The following is a 22,453-nucleotide window of genomic DNA, read 5'->3' on the forward strand; positions in this document are numbered from 1 at the left end:
AATTAATCCAGCAGTGTCCAGCTGCGCTTGGCCTGTACGGCTTGTACCACCTGCTGCTCGGCTACCACAATGTTTTCTTTACGCTGGCCAATGTATTCCAGTGAGCTGAGCTTGTTCCACAAGGCCACCATAACTTTCAGAAAATCATCTACGCTTTGCATCGAGGCATGAATATCATGGTGGTTATATACTACCTCAATCAGCCGGGCCAGCAGCTCCTCGAAGTTACCGGGGGTTACATCCCTCCACTCGTAAAAATATTTGAGCAGCTCTTCACGCTCGGCGCCCGCAATGCTTTTAATAGTGCTGAAGAACAGGTGGGCCATCTCCGAAAAATAGCCAACCAAAAAGATAGGCGGCTGCTGGTAGGCAATGTTACGGTAGGTGAAAAATATGCCGGCAATAAAATCCAGCATTTTATCGCATAGCAACTTCACATTTCTGCCGATAGGCGAAATAGAGTCTTTAGAAGTGATCTTGTCAATAATCCGGAACGACAGTAATTGAAACTCATTCAGTTGGTTGCTGAAGTTCTCGTAGTAGGCAATTAAACCCGGGTGGCTCAGTACCGAGGTACATGGTGGTATATAAGTGCTGTCTACAATGATGCTGCCATTGGTACGGGTAAACCGGCCTATCTCCAGATATTGATTATTGCGGCTGTTAATCTGCGATGCCGGCAGTATGGTAATGGTATATTGCCTGTCTACCGCAGGGTAGCGCAGGGGCACTTCCTCCGGGTCGGGGTTACCGGCGGGCACCCGCTCAAAAGGGTTTACCGATAGAATGACATAGTAAGTTTCAACGCCATCTGCCGGGCCCTGTTCCGTGCTGAAATAATGCTCGAAAGTATAGCCCTGATTAAAGCTTTCGGGGGCTATATGTATACGCATGCCCTCCGCGGTAATGGCGTTGCATTGTTTCAGGCTTACCTGCACATGGCTGGAGGCGCGCGCCGCAATATTAACATCCAACGCCGTTTGCGAACCATAAAAGGGAGGCAGCAAACCAAAATTGTTGGTATGCAGTGCAATAGAATTACTATCGCGGATGCTATCCTGTATAAAGTTATCGGTACTTACAAAATGGTGGCTGGCTATCTTCATGCCATCTACCCAGTTTACCGGCTTATATTTTAATGGTGAGGTCATAACAATGGGCTAAGTTAAATTCTACAAATAAACAGCTGCATCACCCACACGCTCGCGGGTGCTTTCAATTTCAGATACCCGCTTGGCATAAATGGTATATTTTTCAGTAATATGGTTTTCTTCAATGTTCAAATCCGGATCGATAAACTGCCGTTGCTTAAAGAATGATGGCTTAATATAGAATATCCACCGGTAACTTACGCCGTCATCCAGCTTGTACTGAACGGTGGAATTCGGAAACTTCAGGTTATAATCATCAATAAACTTCTGGAACCACACCCCAAAGTTCATGTTGCGCGGAGCTTTTGCCTTTACCTTTAATGGTTCCGGGTCATGGGTATTCTTATACAAATCCAGCTCAAGCACCAGCAGGTGGTTAAAATCCAGGTGCTCCATGCTGATGTCTGCCGGAACAACAGGGTATTGCCATATCTTGTATATCTCCATCGGGATATTGAGAAAGGCAATATACGCCCACCAAAACAGTACCGGCACCAGGAAGGCCACAACCGATGTAGCCGCCCATAAGCCATAACCCAGGTTATTAAGCCAGTTAAAGCCTAACTTAAACAGATAGACGCCCAGCAGGCAGGCCAGCAAGGTGCAGATAAAGAAAAACCATCTTCGGTTCAGCAGCTCCTCCTCATAATAAACGCCTGCCAGCCAAACATATACAATACCCAGGCACAGGTAAATAAACTGGCAGCCCAGGTAGCCCCAGGGCATAAACTGTAAATCTAAAAAGCCCAGCAGGCCGGGTATGCCCAGCGCAATAGCCGTAAGCAGCATTATAACAATTAAGCGGGTATTAGCTAATACTTTATTCTTTTTGTTGATAATGCTCATCACGGTAGTGCCGATGGCGAACATTACCGGAAAGAGCAGATAACGTATAAAAAACGATTTAACGTCCATAAATAGTAACAGGATTAGAAAGTAGACAAACAAAGAAATGCATAAAATAAAAGTTTGCCTAATCAATTACCAATAATCGGGGTTATTGTTTGTATAAAAGCTGCTTCAGAGTTGATGGAAAATATTTTACCTAACCAGATAGATACCGATTATAAAGCGGCCGTGGTAGCTGCCGAATTATTAGAGCAGGGCCTGGCAGCGCCCGATAATTTGGTGATACTGCCTGCCGGGCCGCAGCAGCGGGCCTACAGCAAAGAAATAAGAGATATTACCACTTACCGGTCGGCTTACCGTAACCGGCAGATGGTGAGCATTAATGTGAACCAGGAGGGCTTGTATGACATGCTGCCCGAGGGACTGTTTCATGAGCCGCCGGCTTCGAGCGTTACGCTTACCGAGGAGGCCATGATTAAGGACATTGTACAGCGGCGCGAAGAAGAGAAGCAGGCCCGGCAGTTCTTTGCCCCTTTTGAGGCCGAAATTAATTACCTGCGCACCATTGTGGCCCTGTATGAGAGCCGCCTGGATAAGAAAAGCCATTACAACGATCTGATTAATATTTTTTTAAAGGAGTGGCAGGAATTTAAGTGCTTTACCAAAGAGCAGATGATTGTGTTTTTGCAGGTGCTGCCCCTTATACATGAGCAGCGCAACCAGCTTGGCTTTATCAGCGGTATACTTACAGTGATGTTTAAGGCTGATATTACGTTAACTTACCAGCAGGCGGCTGTTACACTGCCGCCGGAATTGCTGGAGCAGCTGGATACCCGCATAGGTGCGGGCCAGTTAGGCGTAGATTTTGTAGCCGGCCGTGCGCAGGAGCAGGAAGAGGTACTGCAACTTACCATCGGCCCGCTAAGCGCCAGATACATGATTGAGTTTTTACCCGGCTCGCGCACGGCAATGGCACTGCAAACGCTGCTTGGTTATTTTGTGCCGCTGCAAACTACGGTAAATACGCAATACCTTATCAGTAAAAGCGACCAGTTGCTTGACCTGGGCAACGGAACCAGCAACTCCTGCCTGGGCTATACTACTTTTTTAGGTGATTAGTTTGGTTTAACTTTCTATAAATAGCCGGTAATTTACATTACCCATACTGCGCGACTTTAACTTAGAGTGCAGCAAAGTTAGCAGCGTATCCCATTCCTCTGCCGACAGGCGGTAATCATACGATGGTTTCAGGTAAACATCGGTTGTTTTTTGTAGCCCCTCTTTAGGGTTGCCAGACATGTTTACGCCTTTTGCAATACGTACTCCTGTAATTTTGGCCCCCAGCTCGTAGTGGCAAAAGCTAATCAGGTCGGCTTCGGTAACAATACGGTCTTTGGTAATCAGGCCGTATTTATAAGCCTGTATACGCTCGGTAGCACCCAGGCTGTTGCGGCCGCCCACTGTACTGCTAAGCAGGCGTACGCTATCAGGCTTAAACTTTATCATCTCAAACTGCTGCAGCCTGCTCCCGCGCCTGATGTGGTTAGCCTCATCGGCCAGGGTAGTCCAGTACTGCAGGTACATCATGGTCGATTTCTCGTAGGGCTTTACCATCAGGTAGTTAATCAGTTCGGCCATATGGTGGCTTTGCTGGGCCTTTTTCTCAATCAGGGCCAGGCTCTGCTCCATGCGTTTAATGGTGCTGTTCAAAAAATCGTTCCCATAGGCGGCAAAGGCGGCCTTCTCATCGCGCAGCAGCTCAAACAAATACTCAATGGTTTGCCGTGCATTGCGGGTGTCAAAGCGTTCAGCGCCGCCGTTGCGTATGGTGTAACTGCCTTCGGGCGTATTATCAGCCTCGCCGTAAGGTGTTTCTTGGTAAGTAACCTGCCGGTCGTCATACAACGCCTTTACCGAAAGAAAATGCTCACGCGGCCCCGGTTTTACCGGAATAATGCTGCTGATGTTGCGCAGGCGGTGCTTTTGCTCATACAGCCTGCGGTTCATCACCGGCAAACAGTTCATGGTAATCTGCAGTTCATCAATCACCTGCAGGGAAATAGCTGCCGGAAAAGTAAACTTCAGCCAGATGCAGGGCGGTATGCGGTTTACATCGCCGACATTAAATATAGGCAACAACTCGGCAGGCAAAGTTTCCTGATGCCGGCTGAAGTTGCCCAGCCGCTCATCAATGAGGGAAATAAACCGGTTGTTATAATAATCTTTAATGTCGCGCGTAATCTGGTTCATGGTGTTACGCTCATAAAATACCGGCTTGCCGGGCGAAGCGTAATCATCCAGGTAATACAGGCCGGGCATCAGCTCTACCTCCTGCCCCTGCAGCTGGCATTTCATTACCGACAGCAGGTTGTAAAACTCCTCGTTGGCCGTGTAGCCGGGCCATTCAAAAAACAGCGCGGCATTTTGCAAACTGTTAAGTTGCGGATTGCTTTCAATACCAATCCATAAAGTGTTTTGTTCCGGTGAGTAACCCGGCGCAGCAGTGGCAACCGTGGTGCGGTTCATATTATCATCCACCGCATAAAGCTGCCGCCCGCTGAAAATGTATCTGATACCGGCGTTAAACATCGGGATGTTACCCACCGGAGTGAAAAACATGTCAAAAGCCTCGCTTTTCTCTGCTGCATCAACAGCGCCGGGCTTGCGGTAAAAGAAATGGCTGGTGGTGCTAAGCGTTTCGGCGGCTTCCACAGGCTGAGCCATAAGTATGGCGTGGGCCGGCAATGCACTGGTCAGGTGATCGGAAGCCAGTATGCGCGACAGTTTATTAAGTATCCGGTTCTCTAAATTCTTTACATCGTTTGATACATTGAATATCTCACTGCTCAGGGCTTCTACCAGCAGCTTTACAAAAGGATCGAGGTCATTAACGTTGGCTGTACCCCAAAAGTCGAGGGCATTGCGCAGCATGCGGGCTCTGATGTCCTCCTTAGAGGTAAAAAATATAGTGTCCATTTAGTATTCAGGCTGAGAGTGGGCTCAGGTATAAAGCAGTAGAGAAGGTATAATGTTCGCCGGTTTTATGAATAATGCCGGTTACCGTAATTTTAACACGTTTTTTTATTTCGCTTATGTTACGCAGCGGGTAAAATTTGTTTACTTCTTCAATGTTTACTTCTATTTGCACATTATATATACGCTGTTCATATTTATCAATCGTCCGCAGGAGCGATTGCCGCAGCTTTTCCTCCCATATACTTTCGCTGATGATCAATTCAAAATCCAGATCCCATATCTCGCAGCCAAACTCAGGCATATAGCGGTGCTCGCCGTAGCGGGTAAAAATAATCAGCTCTATGTGCTGCGATACAGAAGCGCCTATATCCTGCGTAGGCAGGTCATTGCCCTGGAAGATGCTTTTTAGCCGGAAAGGTTTTTTATATAAAGGTACTGCCACAGTGATATAGTTTAATCAGCACATAAAAGTTGCATATAGGCTTAAACAAATTTTTAACTGATTAGTTGTCATCTCATAGCAGTTTGGCTGATACGGGTGTACAGATACGGACAGGCGGAACAGAAACCAGCTGCATTAGCTACTATTTTTTCTTAAATCTTATGATACTTATTCACGTTGCTGCGATATGAGACCGGTAAATAATAATGACATCTACCGGGCATACCGTAAGTTTTTGCTTTTTTTCTTATTCCTGGTGGTATTAAGCATAGGCGCTGTGTATTTTTTCTTTCTTACCTCGAACCGTGAGGTGGCGCTCCTGAATGCCAAGGCCAGAGAGGCCGACCGCCTGGTGGCGCTGCGCAGCGATATTTATAACGATTTTGACCAGATTATGCTCCGGATGCAGCAGCTTTCGGAGTATACCAAGATGAACTCCGAAGAGATTAATAATCAAACGCTGCTCTTAAATGATATACAGGTAGCCAACCAGCACATACAGGACCGGCTGCAGCAAGACCCGATGCCTTTAAAAAGCTTTGATTTATACCGTAAGCTGAGCAACAACGTAGGTACGGCGGCTGCTATCAAGGACTCGCTGTTTACTACCCGCTTCCAGATTGAGAGCGCACGTTCGCAGCTTGAATCCTGCAACAAAACCAATAAAAATGCAATCAGCCGCCTGAAGGGGCGCTACAGATAATAAAGGCGTATGGTAAAATTTACACTAAAAGAAAGACGCGAAAGATTCTTGTTTTTTTTGGGCTTGTTCCTGCTTACTGCCGGGGTACTATGCACGGCATTATTTTACAATTACAATGCAGGGCTCAGCGTATCTAAAAAAGAATATGCACAGCGTATTGAGGGTGAAGAGCAGTTTGAAGCCGTAGTAGCCGAAGCCCAGCCTGCCATTGATACTACCTACGCCCATATTGTAAAGTTTAACCCTAATGTGCAGGCGCTTTTTCTGGAAAACGATATTAAAAACTCATTAGGCGCTATTAAATCTTATTATAACCGCAAGCCTTATGATAACCGGTATAAATGCTTTATCTATGCCTCAAAGCTGTATGATAACCTGTTTTATGACCGCCGCGAGCTAAGGGGAAACTACAACGACATCAGCCACATTAATAAACTATTAGACGACTGTAAACTTTCGACCAGGCAACTGCAGGAAAGCTTTGGCGCCGGCGCAAGAAGATAGACCAATACATCAACATATTACCTTACCATGCCAGATAATTACAACGACGGACGCCAGGTGGACACCAACCGGCAAAACTATGCACTGCTGTATATTATATTGGGTGTACTGCTGATTGCAGGCCTCATTATTTTATTCAAGAGCTCGCTTTTTGACAAGCGCTCTGTTAATGCCCACCTTTTAAAGGATGAGGTTTTTTTAAATGAAGCTTTAGTATATACCGACAACACAGGCGGTGCCAAGAAATGGCTGTGGGAGTTCGGCAACGGCGACCGCTCCGCACAGCAAAACGGCAGCTACCGCTTTAAAAAAGCGGGTTCTTACATTGTGCGCTTAACGGTAGACGGCGACCTGCAGCAGCAATTTCCGGTAAATGTAAAAGACACCGTAGCCAGTGCCTTACAAGATACGCTGCTTACCATTAACGGCCCTACACGCGGCATTGTAAACGAGGAAGTAAGGCTGGAAGCGCAGGGCAATGCCCGCATCTTTGAATGGTCTTTCGGCGAAACCGGGCGGGTAGACATTAAAGGCCCTACAGCTTTGTATACCTACCGTAACCCCGGCACCTACTTTGTAAGGCTGAATACTGATAATGGCAAACGCCCGGTTTATCATCGTATACTGATTACCAGCCCCGATTCTACCATTAACCAGATTATTACGCCCGGCGAAGGCGAGAGCCAGGCAGTTGATGACATACGCGCCCACCTGCAGGCCATAGCCAGCGGCGCCAGTTTCAACACTCATTATTATTATTTAGTAAACCGTTATTTCTGCGGGGATGAGAAGGTAACCGTACAGCTGGATGCCAACGGGCAAAGCAAGCAAACCGATTTTTATTCGTACTGTATGCGCCTTACCTTTGGCGGGGGCATTAACATTGATGAGGCTCAGGTAACGCGCAAGCCAAAATCCGATTGCTCAAGCTTATTGACGGTAAAGCAGCATACTACCAACACCTCATCGGCTATACGCACCACCCGCTAAACCTTAACCAGCAACAATGTTTAACAGCAGATCAATCTCCATGAAAAATATATTAGTCCTTGTCACTTTGCTCCTTCCTGCTACCTTGCTGGCGCAATCGCCGGTATCCTTCAGTAAAAAGGTGAAAACGCTGCCTAAAGCCTTTGAAAAGCCTACGGCAAAAACCAACGTGTATGACGATGAGAAATCAACCAGCCTGCCCTGGGTCGTATTTTCAGACCGCGACGAAAACTATACCTATACCGCGCCGGGCGGTACGCTGGTGATGAAGAAGATAAAGTTTATGGAGCCCTTCTATGTAAGCGACTCTAAAAACGGCTACCTCAAACTTATCAGGTATCAACAGGGCACAGTGCAGGGCCGCAAGCTGATTAACAAAAAAGCTGCCCAAAGCTACGGCTGGATCAGCCGCGATAAGGTGCTGTTGTGGCAATCGGCCTTTGTAAGCCCGCAAACCGGGCATCCGGCCAAGGCTATTGCCATTATTTCCGGCAAAGGCCCCCTTACCATGCCGCAGGTATATTATGATAAGACAGACTCATTATATGTATACAGCTCTCCCGAAATGCAGCAGCGCAAATGTAAGGTAGCGTTGCATAATGCCTTGTATATCTTCAAAAAATCAGCCGACGGACGCACACTTTTAGTGGGTTCGGAAGGCCAGTTACTGGCCGACAGCGCTGCCAGAAGTGTATACGGCTGGGTACCTGCCGATGCCGTGCACAGCTGGGGCGACCGCCTGTACATAGGCTCGGCTAAAAATTCTTTCGACAGTGATGATTCTGTTGCTGCTGTTATCAATCAGAATTTTCGCCTCACCAGTACCGGCGGCCCAAGTTCGGGTGGGTTTAGCTTCGATCCACTGCTTGACCATGATCAGGTTTTACTGCGCAGCATCCCGGTGGTATCATCATCTTCAAAAGATTACCGTTCGGGCAACCTGCAGCTGGGTATTGCCAATGATGTGTATGACAAGAGCAACAACCAGATCATCAACATCAAAGGCGGGCACATCAGCTATAAAGAGTATCTGAACATCCGCAAGAACATCCGCAAAATCAACGTGGTGTATGTAGTAGATGGTGGCAGCGCCATGCGCAATTATGCGGCGGGCTTAACCAGCACCATACAATCTTTTGAAAAGATATTTGCTCCTTACGCCCTGAACAACAACATCCGTTATGGCGGTGTGGTGTACCGCAGCGCCACCAATTGCGACGATGGCGGCGTGCAAAGCCAGCCGCTGGGTACAGATTACCGCAGATTGGTAAGGTTTTTAGATAAGCAGGCCTCGGTTACTACGGCCTGTAATGCTGCACCCAACAGTCAGCCGGTATACAATGGCATACATACGGCATTGAGCCTGCTCTCAAACCGGCCGGATGAAACCAACCTGGTGGTAGTTATCGGCAGTACCGGCGATAGTAATGATAGTGATTACTCACTTAACGAATTATCAACCGAAGTAGCAAGGGCCAACGCCCGCATACTGGCGGTACAGGTATACAGCGATTACAATCCTATTTACAATGATTTTGTAATTCAGGCCCGCAAGCTGGTATCGCAATCAGCCGTATTGGCTGCCGACCGTAAAAAGCAGCGTTTGGTAGTAGGCGAAGGTTTATCCAACGCGCAGCAGTTCAACGTGTCGGTATCAGATTCGGTATCCTTCTATCTGGATTATCCGCGCAACAGTTTGGTGCAGGGTGCGGTTATCTTTCCGCCTAAAGGTGTGGTAAAAACCAACCGTGCGATGGAAGGTGCACTAAGCCGGCTGATGAGCGAAACAGATGCCGATATCAGGATGCAAACGCACTCGCTTGACAGCGCTTTCCGCCTCACCGGGCGCGAGCACCGCTATGTATACCCGGTAGTTACCTCGCAGCTAACACCGCCCATAGCGGATAGCCTGGGCGATAACATGCCCCATAACGCATTCAAATACTATTTAACTGCCGAAGTGCCGGCTACCCTGGTAAGCCAGCACCCCGACCAGTTGCAATATCTGGTTATCTTGAATGATGATGAGTTCAAGCAAATGTCTGATGTGCTTTCGCTGATGGTTGGCGAGAACCTGCAGCAGGATGCGTCTAATTACCGGAGTAAATTATTTAAGAATTACATCAGCCTGATGCGCAACCGTTTGGACATGAAAACTGTATCAAAGGGCGAAATTAAGCAAATGACGCTGGCGCAGTATATACAGCGGGTAACCGGCTTGCCGCTGCGCGATAACAGCGAGTGGAATAAGTACAAGGTATCTGATTTGAAAAACGCCAGCCGCATGCCGCAGCAAGCATTCGAGGCTTATATTAATTACCTGATACGCAGCAACAGCCGCATTAAACAGGCAGCCCTGCTCAATCAGCATTTCAGCTCCAACGGTAAAACTTATTATTACGTAACCCAGGCCAACTGGCAATAACAGTATCCTTATGAATCTGATTAATTTAAGCGAGTCGGTTAAAACAGCAGTGCGGGTAGCGCAATCGCTGGCCAAGGAATATCACCATAAAGAATTTGGCCCGGCGCACCTGCTGCGCGGCCTGATGCACCAGGAGGTGGGTTTACGCAACTTCTTAACCTCTTTAGGTAAAGATGCAGAGTACGTTGCTGACTGGGCCGACATCCGCATGGAAGACTATGCGCCTGCCCTTACCGTACCCGACGAGATGCTGGGTAACGATGCCATTAAGCGAGTATTTGAGGAAGCCGATAATGTGCGCATTAAATTAGGTGTAGACCTGATTACCCCGGTTTGTGTGCTGGTGGCGCTGGCTAAGCCCAACGTAGGCTTTGATGCAGGACAATTAAAATCATTCCCTGTTAAGGAAAAAGAAATACTGGATGTTTACCTGCAAGACGGCCAGCTACAGCAGGCTGTGGGTAATACGGCAACCCCTGCTTCGGCAGGAGGCAGCGAAGCGCCTAAATCAACCGGCGCTTTGCTTAAATATTGTATTGACCGTACCGAACTGGCGCGGCAGGGTAAACTGGACCCCATCATCGGGCGGGATAAGGAAACCCGCATGGTAATGGAAATATTAAGCCGCCGTACCAAACCTAACGTGATTATTACCGGCGATGCCGGCGTGGGCAAAACCGCTTTGGTAGATGGCTTTGCGCTTGATATCAGCAATAACCAGGTGCCGCAATCTTTACTGAATGTGCAGTTGTTTGAGTTGGATTTAGGTTCGCTGATTGCCGGAGCATCCTACAAGGGTGAAATTGAAGACCGTTTGAAGAACATTCTGCGAGAAATCAAGCAGTTTGACAAGGCTATCCTGTTCATTGATGAGATACATACCCTGCTGGATAACAAAGGCCCTATCGGCGGCGGCGTAGGCAACTTGCTGAAGCCGGAACTGGCACGTGGCGAGATTACGGTAATTGGCGCCACTACCATGGATGAGTATCGCAAGATTATTGAGCCGGAACAGGCTTTCAGTCGCCGGTTTGAGGTATTGCAGGTAAATGAGCCGGATATGGAAACGGCCACCAAAATGCTGGAAAGGCTGGTACCCCGTTACGAAGAGCACCACAGCCTGAAGGTAAATAAGAACGCCGAGGGCGAATGTGTGCGGTTGGCTAAACGCTATATGAAAGACCGCCGCCTGCCCGATTCGGCCTTTGATTTGCTTGACCGTACCATGGCGGCTATCCGGCTGATGAACGATACGTCTGAAAGCACGCTGGCCGAACTGAAAATCAAATTTGAAGAATTAAAACAATCAGATACCGATACAGCCGAACAGTTGAAGGCGGCACAATGGCTGTATGCGCTGATGCAAAATAAAATAAGCGCGGTACTGCTGGGCAAATTAGAGGATGAAACACAGGTAGAAGCCTTTGAAACCGCCGAAGAGTACCTTACCTATTTTGAAAAGAATATCCCGAAACTGGAGCAGTTGGCCGGGCATAAAATAAGCGAAGTAGATAAAGAAGATATAGCCGCCATTATTTCCTATAAAACCGGCATCCCGCTGGGCAAGATACAAGCGCAGGAAAAAGAGCGCCTGCTGAACATGGAAAGCTTTTTAAAGCGTCGGGTAGTAGGGCAGGATCAGGCCTTGAAGGCCGTTTCTGATGCTATACTGGAATCGCGCAGCGGGCTGAATAAAAAGGGGCAGCCTATTGGTTCCTTCTTCCTGTTAGGCCCTACCGGTACCGGTAAAACAGAACTGGCCAAATCTATCGCCGAGTTTTTATTTAATGACGAGAAGGCGATGATCCGCTTTGATATGTCAGAATTTAAGGAGGAACATTCGGCAGCGTTGCTATATGGTGCGCCTCCGGGTTATGTGGGTTACGAAGAAGGCGGCCTGCTGGTCAATAAGATCAGGCAGCAGCCTTATTCGGTATTACTGTTTGACGAAATTGAAAAGGCCCACCCATCGGTATTCGATATCTTTTTGCAGATACTGGACGAAGGCCACATGCATGACCGATTAGGCAAGGAAGGTGATTTTTCCAATGCCCTCATCCTGTTTACTTCCAACATCGGCAGCGAATGGATTGCCGAGCAACTAAAGCAGGGCCGCCTGCCGGCATCAAATGAGCTGATGGAGGTAATGGCCCGCCATTTCAGGCCAGAGTTTTTAGCGCGTATATCCGAAATTGTGCCGTTCGCGCCAATCTCTGAAAATAATGTGGTACGCATTTTTGACATCCAGCTCAAGAGCTTAATAGAAGCCCTGCAGAAAATGGGTATCAGCTTCAGCATTAGCGATGAAGCCAAAAGTATGCTGGCGCTGGGCGGCTTTACGCCCAAATACGGGGCCAGGCAGCTTTCGGGCGTGATACGGAACCAGTTGCGGCGCCCTATTTCCCGCTATATTATTTCGGGCGAATTGAAAAAGGGCCATACCATCAGCATCTCTAAAAACGAGCAGGAAGAAAGCCTTAAATGGGAGATTGTATAAGTTTAATGCTTTGATACTGAACAAGCAAAACAATTTAAGCGCTATACGCTTTATCAAATAAATATTAACGGCAGCTACTATATTAAAACCTTAACAGCATGTTTAATTACGAAATAGGCGGCAATGAACGCCCTGTGGATACCTCAGAAGCCTTTGGCGAAATTGCGCCTAACAAAACTCTTTTTATTCAGAAACTTACCGACCATGAGCCCCTGCGCCCCGAAAAGGCAGAAGGACTGCGTACTGTAGAAGAAGTTTTTGAGCATTATAAGCCTGCTGTAAATGTAGCGCTGGAAAACCAGGAGGGTGGTACGGTAAGCGAGCAACTAAGCTTTCATAACCTTGGCGACTTTGGGGTAAAGCGCCTGGTGCAGCAAAGCGATTACCTGCGCAAGCTGAACATTGAGCGTGAAATGTATATGAACATCATTAAACAGCTTAAAACCAATAAAACGCTTAAAACGGCGCTGGACAATGAAGAAACTAAAGCTGCATTTGTAAATGCGCTGAAAAACTTTGCGCAGGAATTAGATAAATAAACATCACTTAACCGGCACCTACTTAATTTAATACTATGGCAACGCTAAACGAGCAATCACAAGCCCAGCAAGAGCAGGGATATAAACCGGCAGAAAGAACCACTGCACCAGACCAAACGCTGGCGCAGAGTCTAGAAAAACTTTCGCGCGTAGGCGGCTTTGATCTTTTGGAAACCACAGTAGATGGTTTACAAAACCTTAATCCTGAACGCAAGGCCCGTAAACAGATATTTTTAACTGATGATGAGAAGAAGCAGGAGCGCCAGGAGCTGAAACAAAAACTCAATCAGTGGATTGCTGCTTTGGAAAGCTCTGCCAGCGTATCTGATATGGTAGAGAACAGTACCCAGCAGCTGCAGCTGGCCGAAGAGAACCTGAATAAAAATGTTCATACCGTACTGGAAAGTACCCGTGAACTGGAGCAGGCTTACCGCACCGTACATTTATTTTATAAAAATACAGAAGCGGATAAGTTGAAAAATGTAGTGCTGATGAATGCCAGCATGGATCAGCTAAAGGAACTTGACAACCCACGCTTTATTGATTACGTGGGCGATGAACTGAAGCAAAATTATGACCGCCTGGATTTGCGCCAGAATTATTCTATCATGGTAGTTCCCGGTTACCTGGGTTCAAACAAGGTGGTAGAGCGCTGGTCTAAAATGGCGTTTGAAAACAAGGTAATGCTGGTAACCGACTTTGCCGATTTAGACCAGCCGGATGACGTGGTAGATTTATTTACCTCTGCAAATTTAACCGGCGGCGATGCTTTCAAATCCAATACCATCATGACCTGTAACTGGCTGGTAGGCCGGGGCAAGGTGGCCGAAGTTGGCGAAGAAGATGATTTGCACATACCTGGCTCGGCTGCACTGGCAGGCAAGATGTACTATACGCTGATGTCGCAGGTAACGGCAGGTAAAAAACATGGTGCCATGAACGAGGTAGATGGCGTACGTTTTGATTTGAAGAAGAGTGAAATTTCTCACCTGGAGCGCATTGGCCTGGTACCTATGGTAAATGAGTATGGCAAAGTAATGGCCTTCTCAGCCAAAACCTTATTCAACGGCGATAATATTGGCCTGCAAACCTATTCTGTGGTACGTGTATTCGATTATATCACCAAAGTGTTGTTTGACTTTTTGAACCGCCGTGCATTCGAAAACTGGAACTCAAAAACCGAGCAGGACTTACGGTCGCAGATCGTACGCTTCCTGGATAATATCCAAGGGCCTGACCGCCTGATCGAGCGTTTTCAAATCAAAAATTTTGGGCAAGATCCCAATCAAAAAGATCGTATAAATTTAGATATCAATATCACCCCGTATTTTCCTGCTAAAAGCTTTGTGGTAAAGCTGGACGGGCATAAAGGCGATGATGATAACAGTATGAGCTGGAGCTCTTCTTACGACCAACAGAAGTAAGCACTGTAGCTTTTAAGACTACAATGGGGCTATGGCTGAAACCATAGCCCCGTTTTTTTAATATTAATATACTGTTTACATTTGCCTAATGAAGCAGGTATTAATTATTAATGCTGATATTGACAAAACACCGGCCACTCAGGCCCTGATAGATGCTTACCGCAATGGTGCGCAGCAGGCCCAGGCTATAGTGAAAGATTTTGCCATTGCCGATTTAATATTTAATCCCAACAAACAGTTTAATAACCGTTCTATTGAGTTAGAACATGATCTTGAGGAAGCAGTAAACGCCATAAAGCAGGCCAGCCATCTGGTAATATTCTGCTCAGTTTACAAAAATTCCATACCTACTAAAATTAAAGGCTTCTTTGACCGTATATTCATGCCTGAGCAGGTATTTGACGGGATTAATAAATTTGGTGGCAAATCCGCACGGGTAGTTTCATTGCTGGATGAAGCCGCCTGGCATGACTGGCAGATGAACCAAAAGCCTACTTACCTGCCGATAAAAAAATATGCACTCGAAACGCGGCAAATTAAGCCGGTTCGTACCAGCACCATCGGTTACCTGCAATCATTAGATAATGAATACAGCCAGAAATGGATGCATAAACTTTATGCTTTCGGCTTAAAATTAAGTTGACGGTTAATTTTTTAATTTTTTTAAAACAATTTAGCGTTGCTTTGAGTAGTTATTAATGATAGCACGGGTGTGCTACCTTTTATTATTTAATTACCTTAAAAATTAGTCACTATGGCTTTCAAAGCAAGATTAACTTTTTCGGGCAAAGAATACGATGTGCTTAATTGCTCGTATGCCCTTAACCGCGATGTTGATTCCAAAGGCCGCCCGGCCTCAGGCGTGTATGGCGGAACTATTGATGTAGAAATTGAATCTACAGAAGACACCTCTATAGTAGAGGCTATGGTGAATAACCAGTACAAGCCTATCAGCGGTAATGTACTTATCAAGAAATCAGAGGAAGATGCCAAAATGAAGGAACTGACCTTTAACGATGCTTACATTGTTAAATATGCTGAGGGCCTGAACATTATCGGCGAAACTCCGATGAGTTTGAAATTTACCATCTCGGCCCGTACCTTAAAGGTAGGCAACGCTGAGCATGTAAACGATTGGCCAGGCCGCTAAACCGGCATCTGGTAAAATTGTGGTTGGGTATAGCTTAGCTATATCTTAGTATTCATTATTAATTAAAAAACATTATGGCTTTCAAAGCAAGATTAAACTTAGGCGCAAAAGAGTTCGATGTGCTGCAGTGCAGCTATTCATTAAGCAGGGATGTAGACGCCAAAGGCCGCCCTTCATCAGGTGTGTATGGTGGTACCGTACAGGTAGAAATTGAGTCAACCGATGATACTTCGGTAATCGAATCAATGGTAAACAACCAGTATAAGCCGCTTAACGGCACTGTAGTGTTCAAAAAATCAGAGGAAGATGCCAAAATGAAGGAGCTGACCTTTGAAGAAGGATATATCATTCAGTACAACGAGGGTCTGTCTATCATCGGCAATAACCCAATGTCATTAAGTTTCGTTATCTCAGCCCGCAAACTGAAAATCGGCAACGCCGAGCACGAGAACGACTGGCCTAAATAAGCCATTATTATTTAGCGTAAAAAATGGAGAAAACCACAAGTTTTCTCCATTTTTAAGTATAGCCCTGTTAGTAACATGTGCACTCAGTCAGTGTAATACGCTGCATTCTGCGCATTGAGTATACACCTACGATATCCGTTTCATGCCTACTGATTTGCAATACATACAACTATTTGACAGTTGCAGGATACGCCTTGAAAGATTGGGGGAAGTGCGGCATATTGTAAACACCAAGATCATTCCGAACCGAAGCAGGTACGAAATGGTAAGCCGTATGGTAAATAGCAGAAATGCAATCAGTGTAAATTATCAAACCTGCTTTATCAGAGATATTGATGACCTGAGCAGCTATTCACCTGCTGTGCAGCGTTTATATCAAAACTCTGTTAATCTAAATACCTTGGATAATACAGGTAGCATTCCCTGGTATTTTATTGCTTGTGTGCATTACCGTGAAAGTACTTTAAACTTTAGCCGGCATTTACACAATGGTGATCCTTTAACCAATTATACCAGGCAAGTACCCGCTAAGCGTCCGCAGGTCGGTCATCCCCCACCATTTACCTTTGAAGAAAGTGCTGTTGATGCGCTAAAGTTGCGTCATATAGATAAAGTGAGCAATTGGGCACTGCCCAAAATGTTGAAACAATTAGAAAGTTACAATGGTGCGGCTAAAGCTTACATTACACACCATGTGAATAGTCCCTATTTATGGGCAGGCTCCAATTTATACACCAAAGGCGGCTTTCCGAGAGATCACGTATACAGCAACGATTATGTGAACAAACAACTGGGGGTTGCTTTACTCTTAAAAGAGATGGAGCAATCTGGTGTTATATTTATTCCGAGGCACTGATAATATGAGATTTTATGCCTATTTGATGATACTTCTAGCAGGTTTTATGCTTTTAAGCTATGCTTGTACCTCTCCTGCTAAACAGCAGCCCCATAATGTTTGGACCAGTAGTAAAGCTCAGCATGATACCTCCTTATCATACGTGCTTAAACAGGAAAATATTTTACTAAAGTATGCTGATGCCGTGCAAAAAGCAGCAGAAGCAAATGCAGATGATGACGGGCTGATGGTAACTGCTAAAGAAAATGAACTGATCAAGAATATGCTAAAGATATTTTCTGATCAGCGTACTTTCTCTTACAATTTTCCCCGGCTAAAGAATTTTAATATAGGCTTGGTTTATTCTAATGATCAGCACCTGAAAATTTATTATTGGCAGTCACTTTATTCAGGTACAATGTGGCATGTGCAAAATATACTGCAATTTAATACCGGCCAAAAAATTATAGTTGCATCATTTAAAAATTTATACCAGCAACCGGATGATGATGGCCCTACTCCCTTCATCAGCAAAGCATATCATCTTGCAAACACACCGATGCCACGGTATTTATTGTTATGCTATGGGCAGATGAGCGGCATAGAACCTTATGAGGCAGCACATGTGCTTGATGTTGAAAACGGGCATTTTACTATCAATAAAAAGTCTTTTTTAGTTAATCATAAACCGGACAATGAACTATATATAGCCGCCAACGTGCTTGAAGATCAAGATGCGGACAAAATTAGGGAGGCTATGCATATTAAGTACGACAGCACTAATAAAACCCTTACTTATCCGGTCATTAAAGAGACCGCCAAAGGGAATATGCTCACCGGACAAACATATATGCTTAAGTACAACAAAGCTATGTTCAGATAAAGCAGCTTTGCTGCCGGCAATTGTAATGTTGATAGCACTTGCAAAACAAATTACTTATGGAAACCAAATTTAATGTATATATCAACATAGCAAGAAGAAGGGGCCGTTATATATTTTAAGCCAGATAGGTACCGCCATTATATTGAAGCAGATGGAAAATGAGGAGATTGACAAGTATTAGGTATAACTAAAATGGCGAAGAAGATATTGGCCGTAATAGCTGTAGTTATCGGCGTTGCGGGTTGCATGCCGGGCCACCAGCAAGATAAAGCTGCCATAGCTGCCCGGAAAATAAAACCAGTTACCCCTGTTGGCAGTGCCCGGGGCGGAAACAAAAGCCTGTTTTTCGGTAGTGTTAAAGGCACTTATAAACTGATATGGATAGATTGCCAGGGTGATGTAACCGGACACAGCCGCTAATAAATGAAAAGCAAATCACCTACCCGAACTCCGCTGTATTTTTGCTGTATCATTTTGTGCTGCGCTGCATACGCCTGTAAACCGCCTGTAAAAAATCCATATCAATCCGGGCAGGCGCCTGCACTGAAAACGATTGAGCGGGACATACTGCTAAACCTTGTTAAGCGTTTGGCAGAAAACATGTCGGCCAGGCATTGTGATGTTGCCGAACTCAATAAAATATTAAAAAATTATACCTCCCGTTATAAAATTAATGCCGAAGTTGCAGGTAAGCCATTTAATAAGGCACCCGATTACCTGAGCATCTATTTTGATATGGCTAAGCGAGATTCATCAAAAATTTCATTCTGTACGCTTCTGCTGCCAAAACCACTGTACAAAGCAATCACATTTAATAGCCTTAAAGCGCATTTCGGCGATTGCAAAAAAGTTCCGCTTGAGAGCAGGCCCTTTGAAGCACCTTACATCATAACTTCTTTTATAAAAGAACCGGCACCAGGGATAAATATATCAGTTGAAAGTAAAGGCTTACCAGAGAATTTAGAGAACAGTGTTGAGAAAATTGAATTATCACCCAAGCTATGGTATACGCTATAAAGAATACATCATTTAAAAATTATTTGCTGCTTCTTTACTGCATTATCTTGTGCTGTATTGTGTACGCCTGCAAACCAGCGGTAAAGAATATACATCAATCCGGGGAGGTGCCTGCACTGAGAATGATAGAGCAGGATACGCTGCTAAACCTGGTTAAGCATCTGGCAGAAAACATGGCAGCGAAGCACAATGATGTTGCGGAAGCTAACAAATTGATAAAGCGGTATACCGCCCAATATAAAATTAATGCCGAAGCTACAGGCGAGCCCGTTAATAAGGCGGCCGACTATCTGAGCATTGAATTTGCTAAAGCAGAGCGCGATACTTCAAAAATTTTATTTTGCGCACTCGTGTTGCCAAAACCACTTTGTAAAACACTTGCATTTAAGATACTTAAAGCACATTTTGGCGATTGGAAAACACTGCCGCCCAGTGCCGGTGGACCTATCATATCTTTATTTAAAAAAGCGCCGGCACCAGGAATAAGTATAGCAGTTGACAGTAAAAATTTGCCAAAGTATCCGGATAATAGTATTGAAGAGATTCGGATATCATCACCTATATTATGACACATCACCTGCTGATTAAGATTAAGGAGTATGATGCCCACGGCGGCCCTATTGCAAAAACAATGGGCTCAGACGGGTATGAAAGAAGCCAAACTACAGCCGGCCGGTTTGTAATTGCCATTATTGAAAAGCACATAAGCTACGGCAAGTATGCGTATTGGTCTGGAGTGCCATGGGGAGCCGGATTAAAGTTTATAAATAAAGTTGCCTATGTTGACCCTTACAACAAGGGCCTTTGGCAAAAACTAACTAAATACCGGCCCATATGGTTAACTTATTACAGTACAGAAGCTGAAATTACTGATGCTATCGTGAGTGAATGGAACAAAATAGCTTTTGTTAAATATGCCGGTAAAAGGATACCGCTTTACAATATAGAAACGCCTAACCGGTGGATATTTAATGATTTCGGGCACGTATCGGTAAAATACTTCAGGGATAATAATTACAACGGCAGGCTGGACAGGAACGAAAGCATCCTGGGCGACTTTATACACACAACACCAGGCAACGAGGCGATGAGCTACTACAACAGCACCCGTACGGCCAAGCAATCAACATTTGTAGTAAACCTGGAAGACTCGCACGGGTGTATACATGTGAAGCCTAACGATGTAAGCACCATGGTAGGCGCCGGCTATTTAAAGAAGGGGCAGGTTATTGTGGTACATCCCTATAAAGAAAAAGTTATTCCGGCAACCCTTAAACCCGATAAACATACCAGGCAGGGATATGAAACCCATTTCTTTCCGGGTTTGTATAAAATAGCTATTTATAAAATAACCTGAAGAAACCCAACCAGTAAGTTAATACAGTTTAAACGACCGCCAAAAACAGTAAAATAAACGAAACAAGATAATACCAGCCGGGCCGGTATTTATAAAACAGACGGCCTTTAGGGTTTAACATACAGTTTATTATAACGAACAATACAAAATGGCTGATGTTCTTGATATGAGGTAAATAAAAACTACAGTTCAGATACAGCTGTGTTAGTTGAACATTTTATTTATCCGGCAACAAAGAAACTGCTACACGTAATGTGCTCAAATGACGAAAAGTATTAATTTAAGCACAACAAATATAAATTTTGGATATAAAGGCATGATTGCTGCTATAATTGTACAGGCCGGTAGCAGATACAAAACAAATTACTTATGGAAACCAAACTTAAGGTAGACATTAATATAGAAGGCGAAGCCATAGCGCATTTTTCTTCTTTCACGCTGGACCAGCGCTTTAATAAGCATCATGCGTTTCAGTTAAGGTTTAACCATGATCAGATTGAAGGCACCAACCAAGTTACCATCGAAAAATCAAAAGATTTTGTTGGTAAGAATTTAACTGTTCAGTTTGGCAGGATAGACAGCAGTGAAAACCAGTTTACCGGCAAAATTACCCGTGTGGATATTGCGCAAAGCCATGGCTTTCAAGGCGATATTGTCATCAGCGGTTTCAGCCCCAGCATCCTGATTGACCGTGGGCCTGATTTGGGTTCCTACCTAAACAAGAACCTGAAAACCATTTTAAGCCAGGCTACGGCCGACGCCCCGCAGAACGACCTGAATTTTCAAATCAAGCCGGTATATACCGCCAATATTGATTATATCATGCAGTACCGCGAAAGCGATTTTGACTTTATCAATCGCTTATCGGCCGAGTATCATGAATGGTTTTATTATGATGGTACTCAACTGAATTTCGGCAAGCCTGACAAACTGAAGGAGGTAGACCTAATATACGGGCGAGATTTACATACGCTTCAGTATGGTATGCAGATAGCCCCGCTTAAATACCGTAAGTTCTCTTACCATTCCACACAGGATAAAGTACTTACCTCCCAGCCCGAAGGCAGTACTGCCAGCTCGCCTGATTTGTCGCACGCTATTGATGCCTCCAATCAGGTATACAGTAAGCTTTACAACGGGCCGGTAGGTGTGCGGGTAAACTCGCAAAAGGAAATAGACAACTTTGTGAATGATGAGCATAAGGCCATCGTATCTGAACTGCTCAGCATCATGGGCAACGGCGACAATCCGCAGATAGCGCTGGGCAGCGTGGTCAACATCAGCACCAGTATGCGGGCCGATCAGGGTTTCCAGGTACAGGATTTTGGCAAGTTCCTGGTTACCGCCGTTTACCACCAGCTGGACGGTGTAGGGCATTATCAGAATACTTTTGAAGGCGTATCTGCCGATAGTGAAAAGCTGCCTGTACCCCACGTAACCAAACCGCTGGCGGATACACAGCTGGCGTTGGTACTGGAAAACGATGACCCTAAGAAGCAAGGCCGCATAAAGGTGCAATTTCAATGGCAGTGTACCGCCAATGACCCAACCGAATGGCTGCGTGTAGTAAGCCCCAATGCCGGGCACGGCGATACCGGCAAGAACCGGGGCTTTATGGTAGTACCGGAAAAAGGCGACCAGGTACTAATTGGCTTTGAAGAAGGCAACATTGCCCGCCCCATAGTAATGGGCAGCGTTTACCATAGCAACAATGTGGATAGTGCAGGCTTTGTGAACAGCAACATCAAATCAATGACTTCACGCCGGGGCAGTCATTTAACCTTTAATGATTTGATGCATGCATTAACTTTAGGAACCAACGGTACCAACTATATCACTATACAAAATGGCCCATCAACAATTACAACAGAGGCCGGCAGTAAAATAGTAATGCATACCGGCAGCAGCTCCATCACTATGGACAAAGAAGGTAATATTGCCATTACCGGGAAAAATATCAGCATCAATGGCAGCCAGAGCGTGGATATACAATCTCCTCTAATTACCATTGGTAATATAGCAGCAGAAGGGGCTACTGATGAGCAAGCCGCTGCAGCTACTGAAGTAGTTGATATTAAGGGTAAATATGTATCAATTGAAGGGCAGGAACTATTGGACGAAAAATCAAAAATAGTAACCAGTATGGGCACAGACTCTAATATGATGCAATCTGAAACTATTGCTATCATAGCCGGAGGGCCGCTAACTGATATCACTGGCACCACTGTAAAAATTAATTCATAA

At 45.3% G+C, this 22,453-nt stretch carries 22 protein-coding genes; 18 read left to right on the forward strand and 4 right to left on the reverse strand.

Translation table 11 applies throughout. From position 1 onward, the window contains the following. Nucleotides 1–2 precede the first annotated feature (2 nt). Nucleotides 3–1,151, reverse strand: a complete 1,149-nt coding sequence (locus ACY652_RS07365) for a hypothetical protein (RefSeq protein WP_462267401.1) — start codon at nt 1,149–1,151, stop codon at nt 3–5. A 21-nt stretch (nt 1,152–1,172) separates the two neighbouring features. Further along, complete coding sequence (locus ACY652_RS07370; RefSeq protein WP_462267403.1) at nt 1,173–2,066, reverse strand: TssN family type VI secretion system protein; 894 nt, start codon at nt 2,064–2,066, stop codon at nt 1,173–1,175. Nucleotides 2,067–2,180: 114 nt separating this feature from the next. On the opposite strand from ACY652_RS07370, the gene ACY652_RS07375 reads away from it, so the two are divergent. Further along, on the forward strand, nt 2,181–3,119 hold the full coding sequence (locus tag ACY652_RS07375) for a type VI secretion system baseplate subunit TssG (protein ID WP_462267405.1): 939 nt from the start codon (nt 2,181–2,183) through the stop codon (nt 3,117–3,119). 6 nt (nt 3,120–3,125) lie between these two features. Here the strand turns inward: ACY652_RS07375 and ACY652_RS07380 are convergent, their stop codons facing one another. Both ACY652_RS07380 and ACY652_RS07385 read right to left on the reverse strand, forming a co-directional pair. After that, the gene (locus ACY652_RS07380; RefSeq protein WP_462267407.1) at nt 3,126–4,976 is read right to left on the reverse strand and encodes a type VI secretion system baseplate subunit TssF; all 1,851 of its coding nucleotides are present in this window, start codon (nt 4,974–4,976) and stop codon (nt 3,126–3,128) included. 7 nt (nt 4,977–4,983) lie between these two features. Beyond that, nucleotides 4,984–5,418, reverse strand: coding sequence for a GPW/gp25 family protein (locus ACY652_RS07385; RefSeq protein WP_462267409.1), 435 nt, complete (start codon nt 5,416–5,418; stop codon nt 4,984–4,986). Between the two features lie 187 nt (nt 5,419–5,605). On the opposite strand from ACY652_RS07385, the gene ACY652_RS07390 reads away from it, so the two are divergent. The 17 genes from ACY652_RS07390 (at nt 5,606) to ACY652_RS07470 (ending at nt 22,453) form a co-directional block, all read left to right on the forward strand. Next, a complete protein-coding gene (locus tag ACY652_RS07390; protein ID WP_462267411.1) occupies nt 5,606–6,121 on the forward strand; it encodes a hypothetical protein in 516 nt (171 codons plus the stop codon). 9 nt (nt 6,122–6,130) lie between these two features. Beyond that, nucleotides 6,131–6,625 carry a type VI secretion system transmembrane protein TssO gene (locus ACY652_RS07395; RefSeq protein ID WP_462267413.1) on the forward strand — a complete coding sequence of 165 codons (495 nt, stop codon included), beginning with the start codon at nt 6,131–6,133 and terminating at the stop codon, nt 6,623–6,625. A gap of 27 nt (nt 6,626–6,652) precedes the next feature. Next, nucleotides 6,653–7,615 carry a PKD domain-containing protein gene (locus ACY652_RS07400; RefSeq protein WP_462267415.1) on the forward strand — a complete coding sequence of 321 codons (963 nt, stop codon included), beginning with the start codon at nt 6,653–6,655 and terminating at the stop codon, nt 7,613–7,615. 40 nt (nt 7,616–7,655) lie between these two features. After that, the gene (gene tssR / locus ACY652_RS07405) at nt 7,656–10,040 is read left to right on the forward strand and encodes a type VI secretion system protein TssR domain-containing protein (protein WP_462267417.1); all 2,385 of its coding nucleotides are present in this window, start codon (nt 7,656–7,658) and stop codon (nt 10,038–10,040) included. Nucleotides 10,041–10,050: 10 nt separating this feature from the next. Next, nucleotides 10,051–12,537, forward strand: coding sequence for an ATP-dependent Clp protease ATP-binding subunit (locus tag ACY652_RS07410; protein WP_462267419.1), 2,487 nt, complete (start codon nt 10,051–10,053; stop codon nt 12,535–12,537). Nucleotides 12,538–12,635: 98 nt separating this feature from the next. Next, nucleotides 12,636–13,076 (forward strand): type VI secretion system contractile sheath small subunit, encoded by a 441-nt coding sequence (locus tag ACY652_RS07415; protein WP_462267421.1) that lies wholly within the window; start codon nt 12,636–12,638, stop codon nt 13,074–13,076. Nucleotides 13,077–13,111: 35 nt separating this feature from the next. Continuing rightward, entirely contained in the window at nt 13,112–14,500 is a 1,389-nt protein-coding gene (locus tag ACY652_RS07420; RefSeq protein ID WP_462267423.1) for a DUF5458 family protein, read from the forward strand. A gap of 88 nt (nt 14,501–14,588) precedes the next feature. Continuing rightward, nucleotides 14,589–15,143 (forward strand): NAD(P)H-dependent oxidoreductase, encoded by a 555-nt coding sequence (locus ACY652_RS07425; RefSeq protein WP_462267425.1) that lies wholly within the window; start codon nt 14,589–14,591, stop codon nt 15,141–15,143. A 111-nt stretch (nt 15,144–15,254) separates the two neighbouring features. Then, nucleotides 15,255–15,650 (forward strand): type VI secretion system tube protein TssD, encoded by a 396-nt coding sequence (gene tssD, locus ACY652_RS07430; protein WP_462267427.1) that lies wholly within the window; start codon nt 15,255–15,257, stop codon nt 15,648–15,650. Nucleotides 15,651–15,724: 74 nt separating this feature from the next. Then, nucleotides 15,725–16,117: a type VI secretion system tube protein TssD gene (gene tssD / locus ACY652_RS07435; RefSeq protein ID WP_462267429.1), complete on the forward strand. Its 393-nt coding sequence runs from the start codon at nt 15,725–15,727 to the stop codon at nt 16,115–16,117. 400 nt (nt 16,118–16,517) lie between these two features. Further along, nucleotides 16,518–16,973, forward strand: a complete 456-nt coding sequence (locus ACY652_RS07440) for a hypothetical protein (protein WP_462267431.1) — start codon at nt 16,518–16,520, stop codon at nt 16,971–16,973. Nucleotides 16,974–16,977: 4 nt separating this feature from the next. Further along, complete coding sequence (locus ACY652_RS07445) at nt 16,978–17,835, forward strand: hypothetical protein (protein WP_462267433.1); 858 nt, start codon at nt 16,978–16,980, stop codon at nt 17,833–17,835. Nucleotides 17,836–18,027: 192 nt separating this feature from the next. Further along, the gene (locus tag ACY652_RS07450) at nt 18,028–18,255 is read left to right on the forward strand and encodes a hypothetical protein (protein ID WP_462267435.1); all 228 of its coding nucleotides are present in this window, start codon (nt 18,028–18,030) and stop codon (nt 18,253–18,255) included. 3 nt (nt 18,256–18,258) lie between these two features. Continuing rightward, nucleotides 18,259–18,852 (forward strand): hypothetical protein, encoded by a 594-nt coding sequence (locus ACY652_RS07455; protein WP_462267437.1) that lies wholly within the window; start codon nt 18,259–18,261, stop codon nt 18,850–18,852. Between the two features lie 173 nt (nt 18,853–19,025). Further along, on the forward strand, nt 19,026–19,421 hold the full coding sequence (locus tag ACY652_RS07460; RefSeq protein ID WP_462267439.1) for a hypothetical protein: 396 nt from the start codon (nt 19,026–19,028) through the stop codon (nt 19,419–19,421). Further along, nucleotides 19,418–20,209 (forward strand): hypothetical protein, encoded by a 792-nt coding sequence (locus tag ACY652_RS07465; protein ID WP_462267441.1) that lies wholly within the window; start codon nt 19,418–19,420, stop codon nt 20,207–20,209. The genes ACY652_RS07460 and ACY652_RS07465 overlap by 4 nt, the downstream gene beginning before the upstream one ends. 369 nt (nt 20,210–20,578) lie before the next feature. After that, a complete protein-coding gene (locus ACY652_RS07470) occupies nt 20,579–22,453 on the forward strand; it encodes a type VI secretion system Vgr family protein (RefSeq protein WP_462267443.1) in 1,875 nt (624 codons plus the stop codon).

The sequence above is a fragment of the Mucilaginibacter sp. genome, from assembly GCF_965200995.1.
Classification (GTDB): domain Bacteria; phylum Bacteroidota; class Bacteroidia; order Sphingobacteriales; family Sphingobacteriaceae; genus Mucilaginibacter.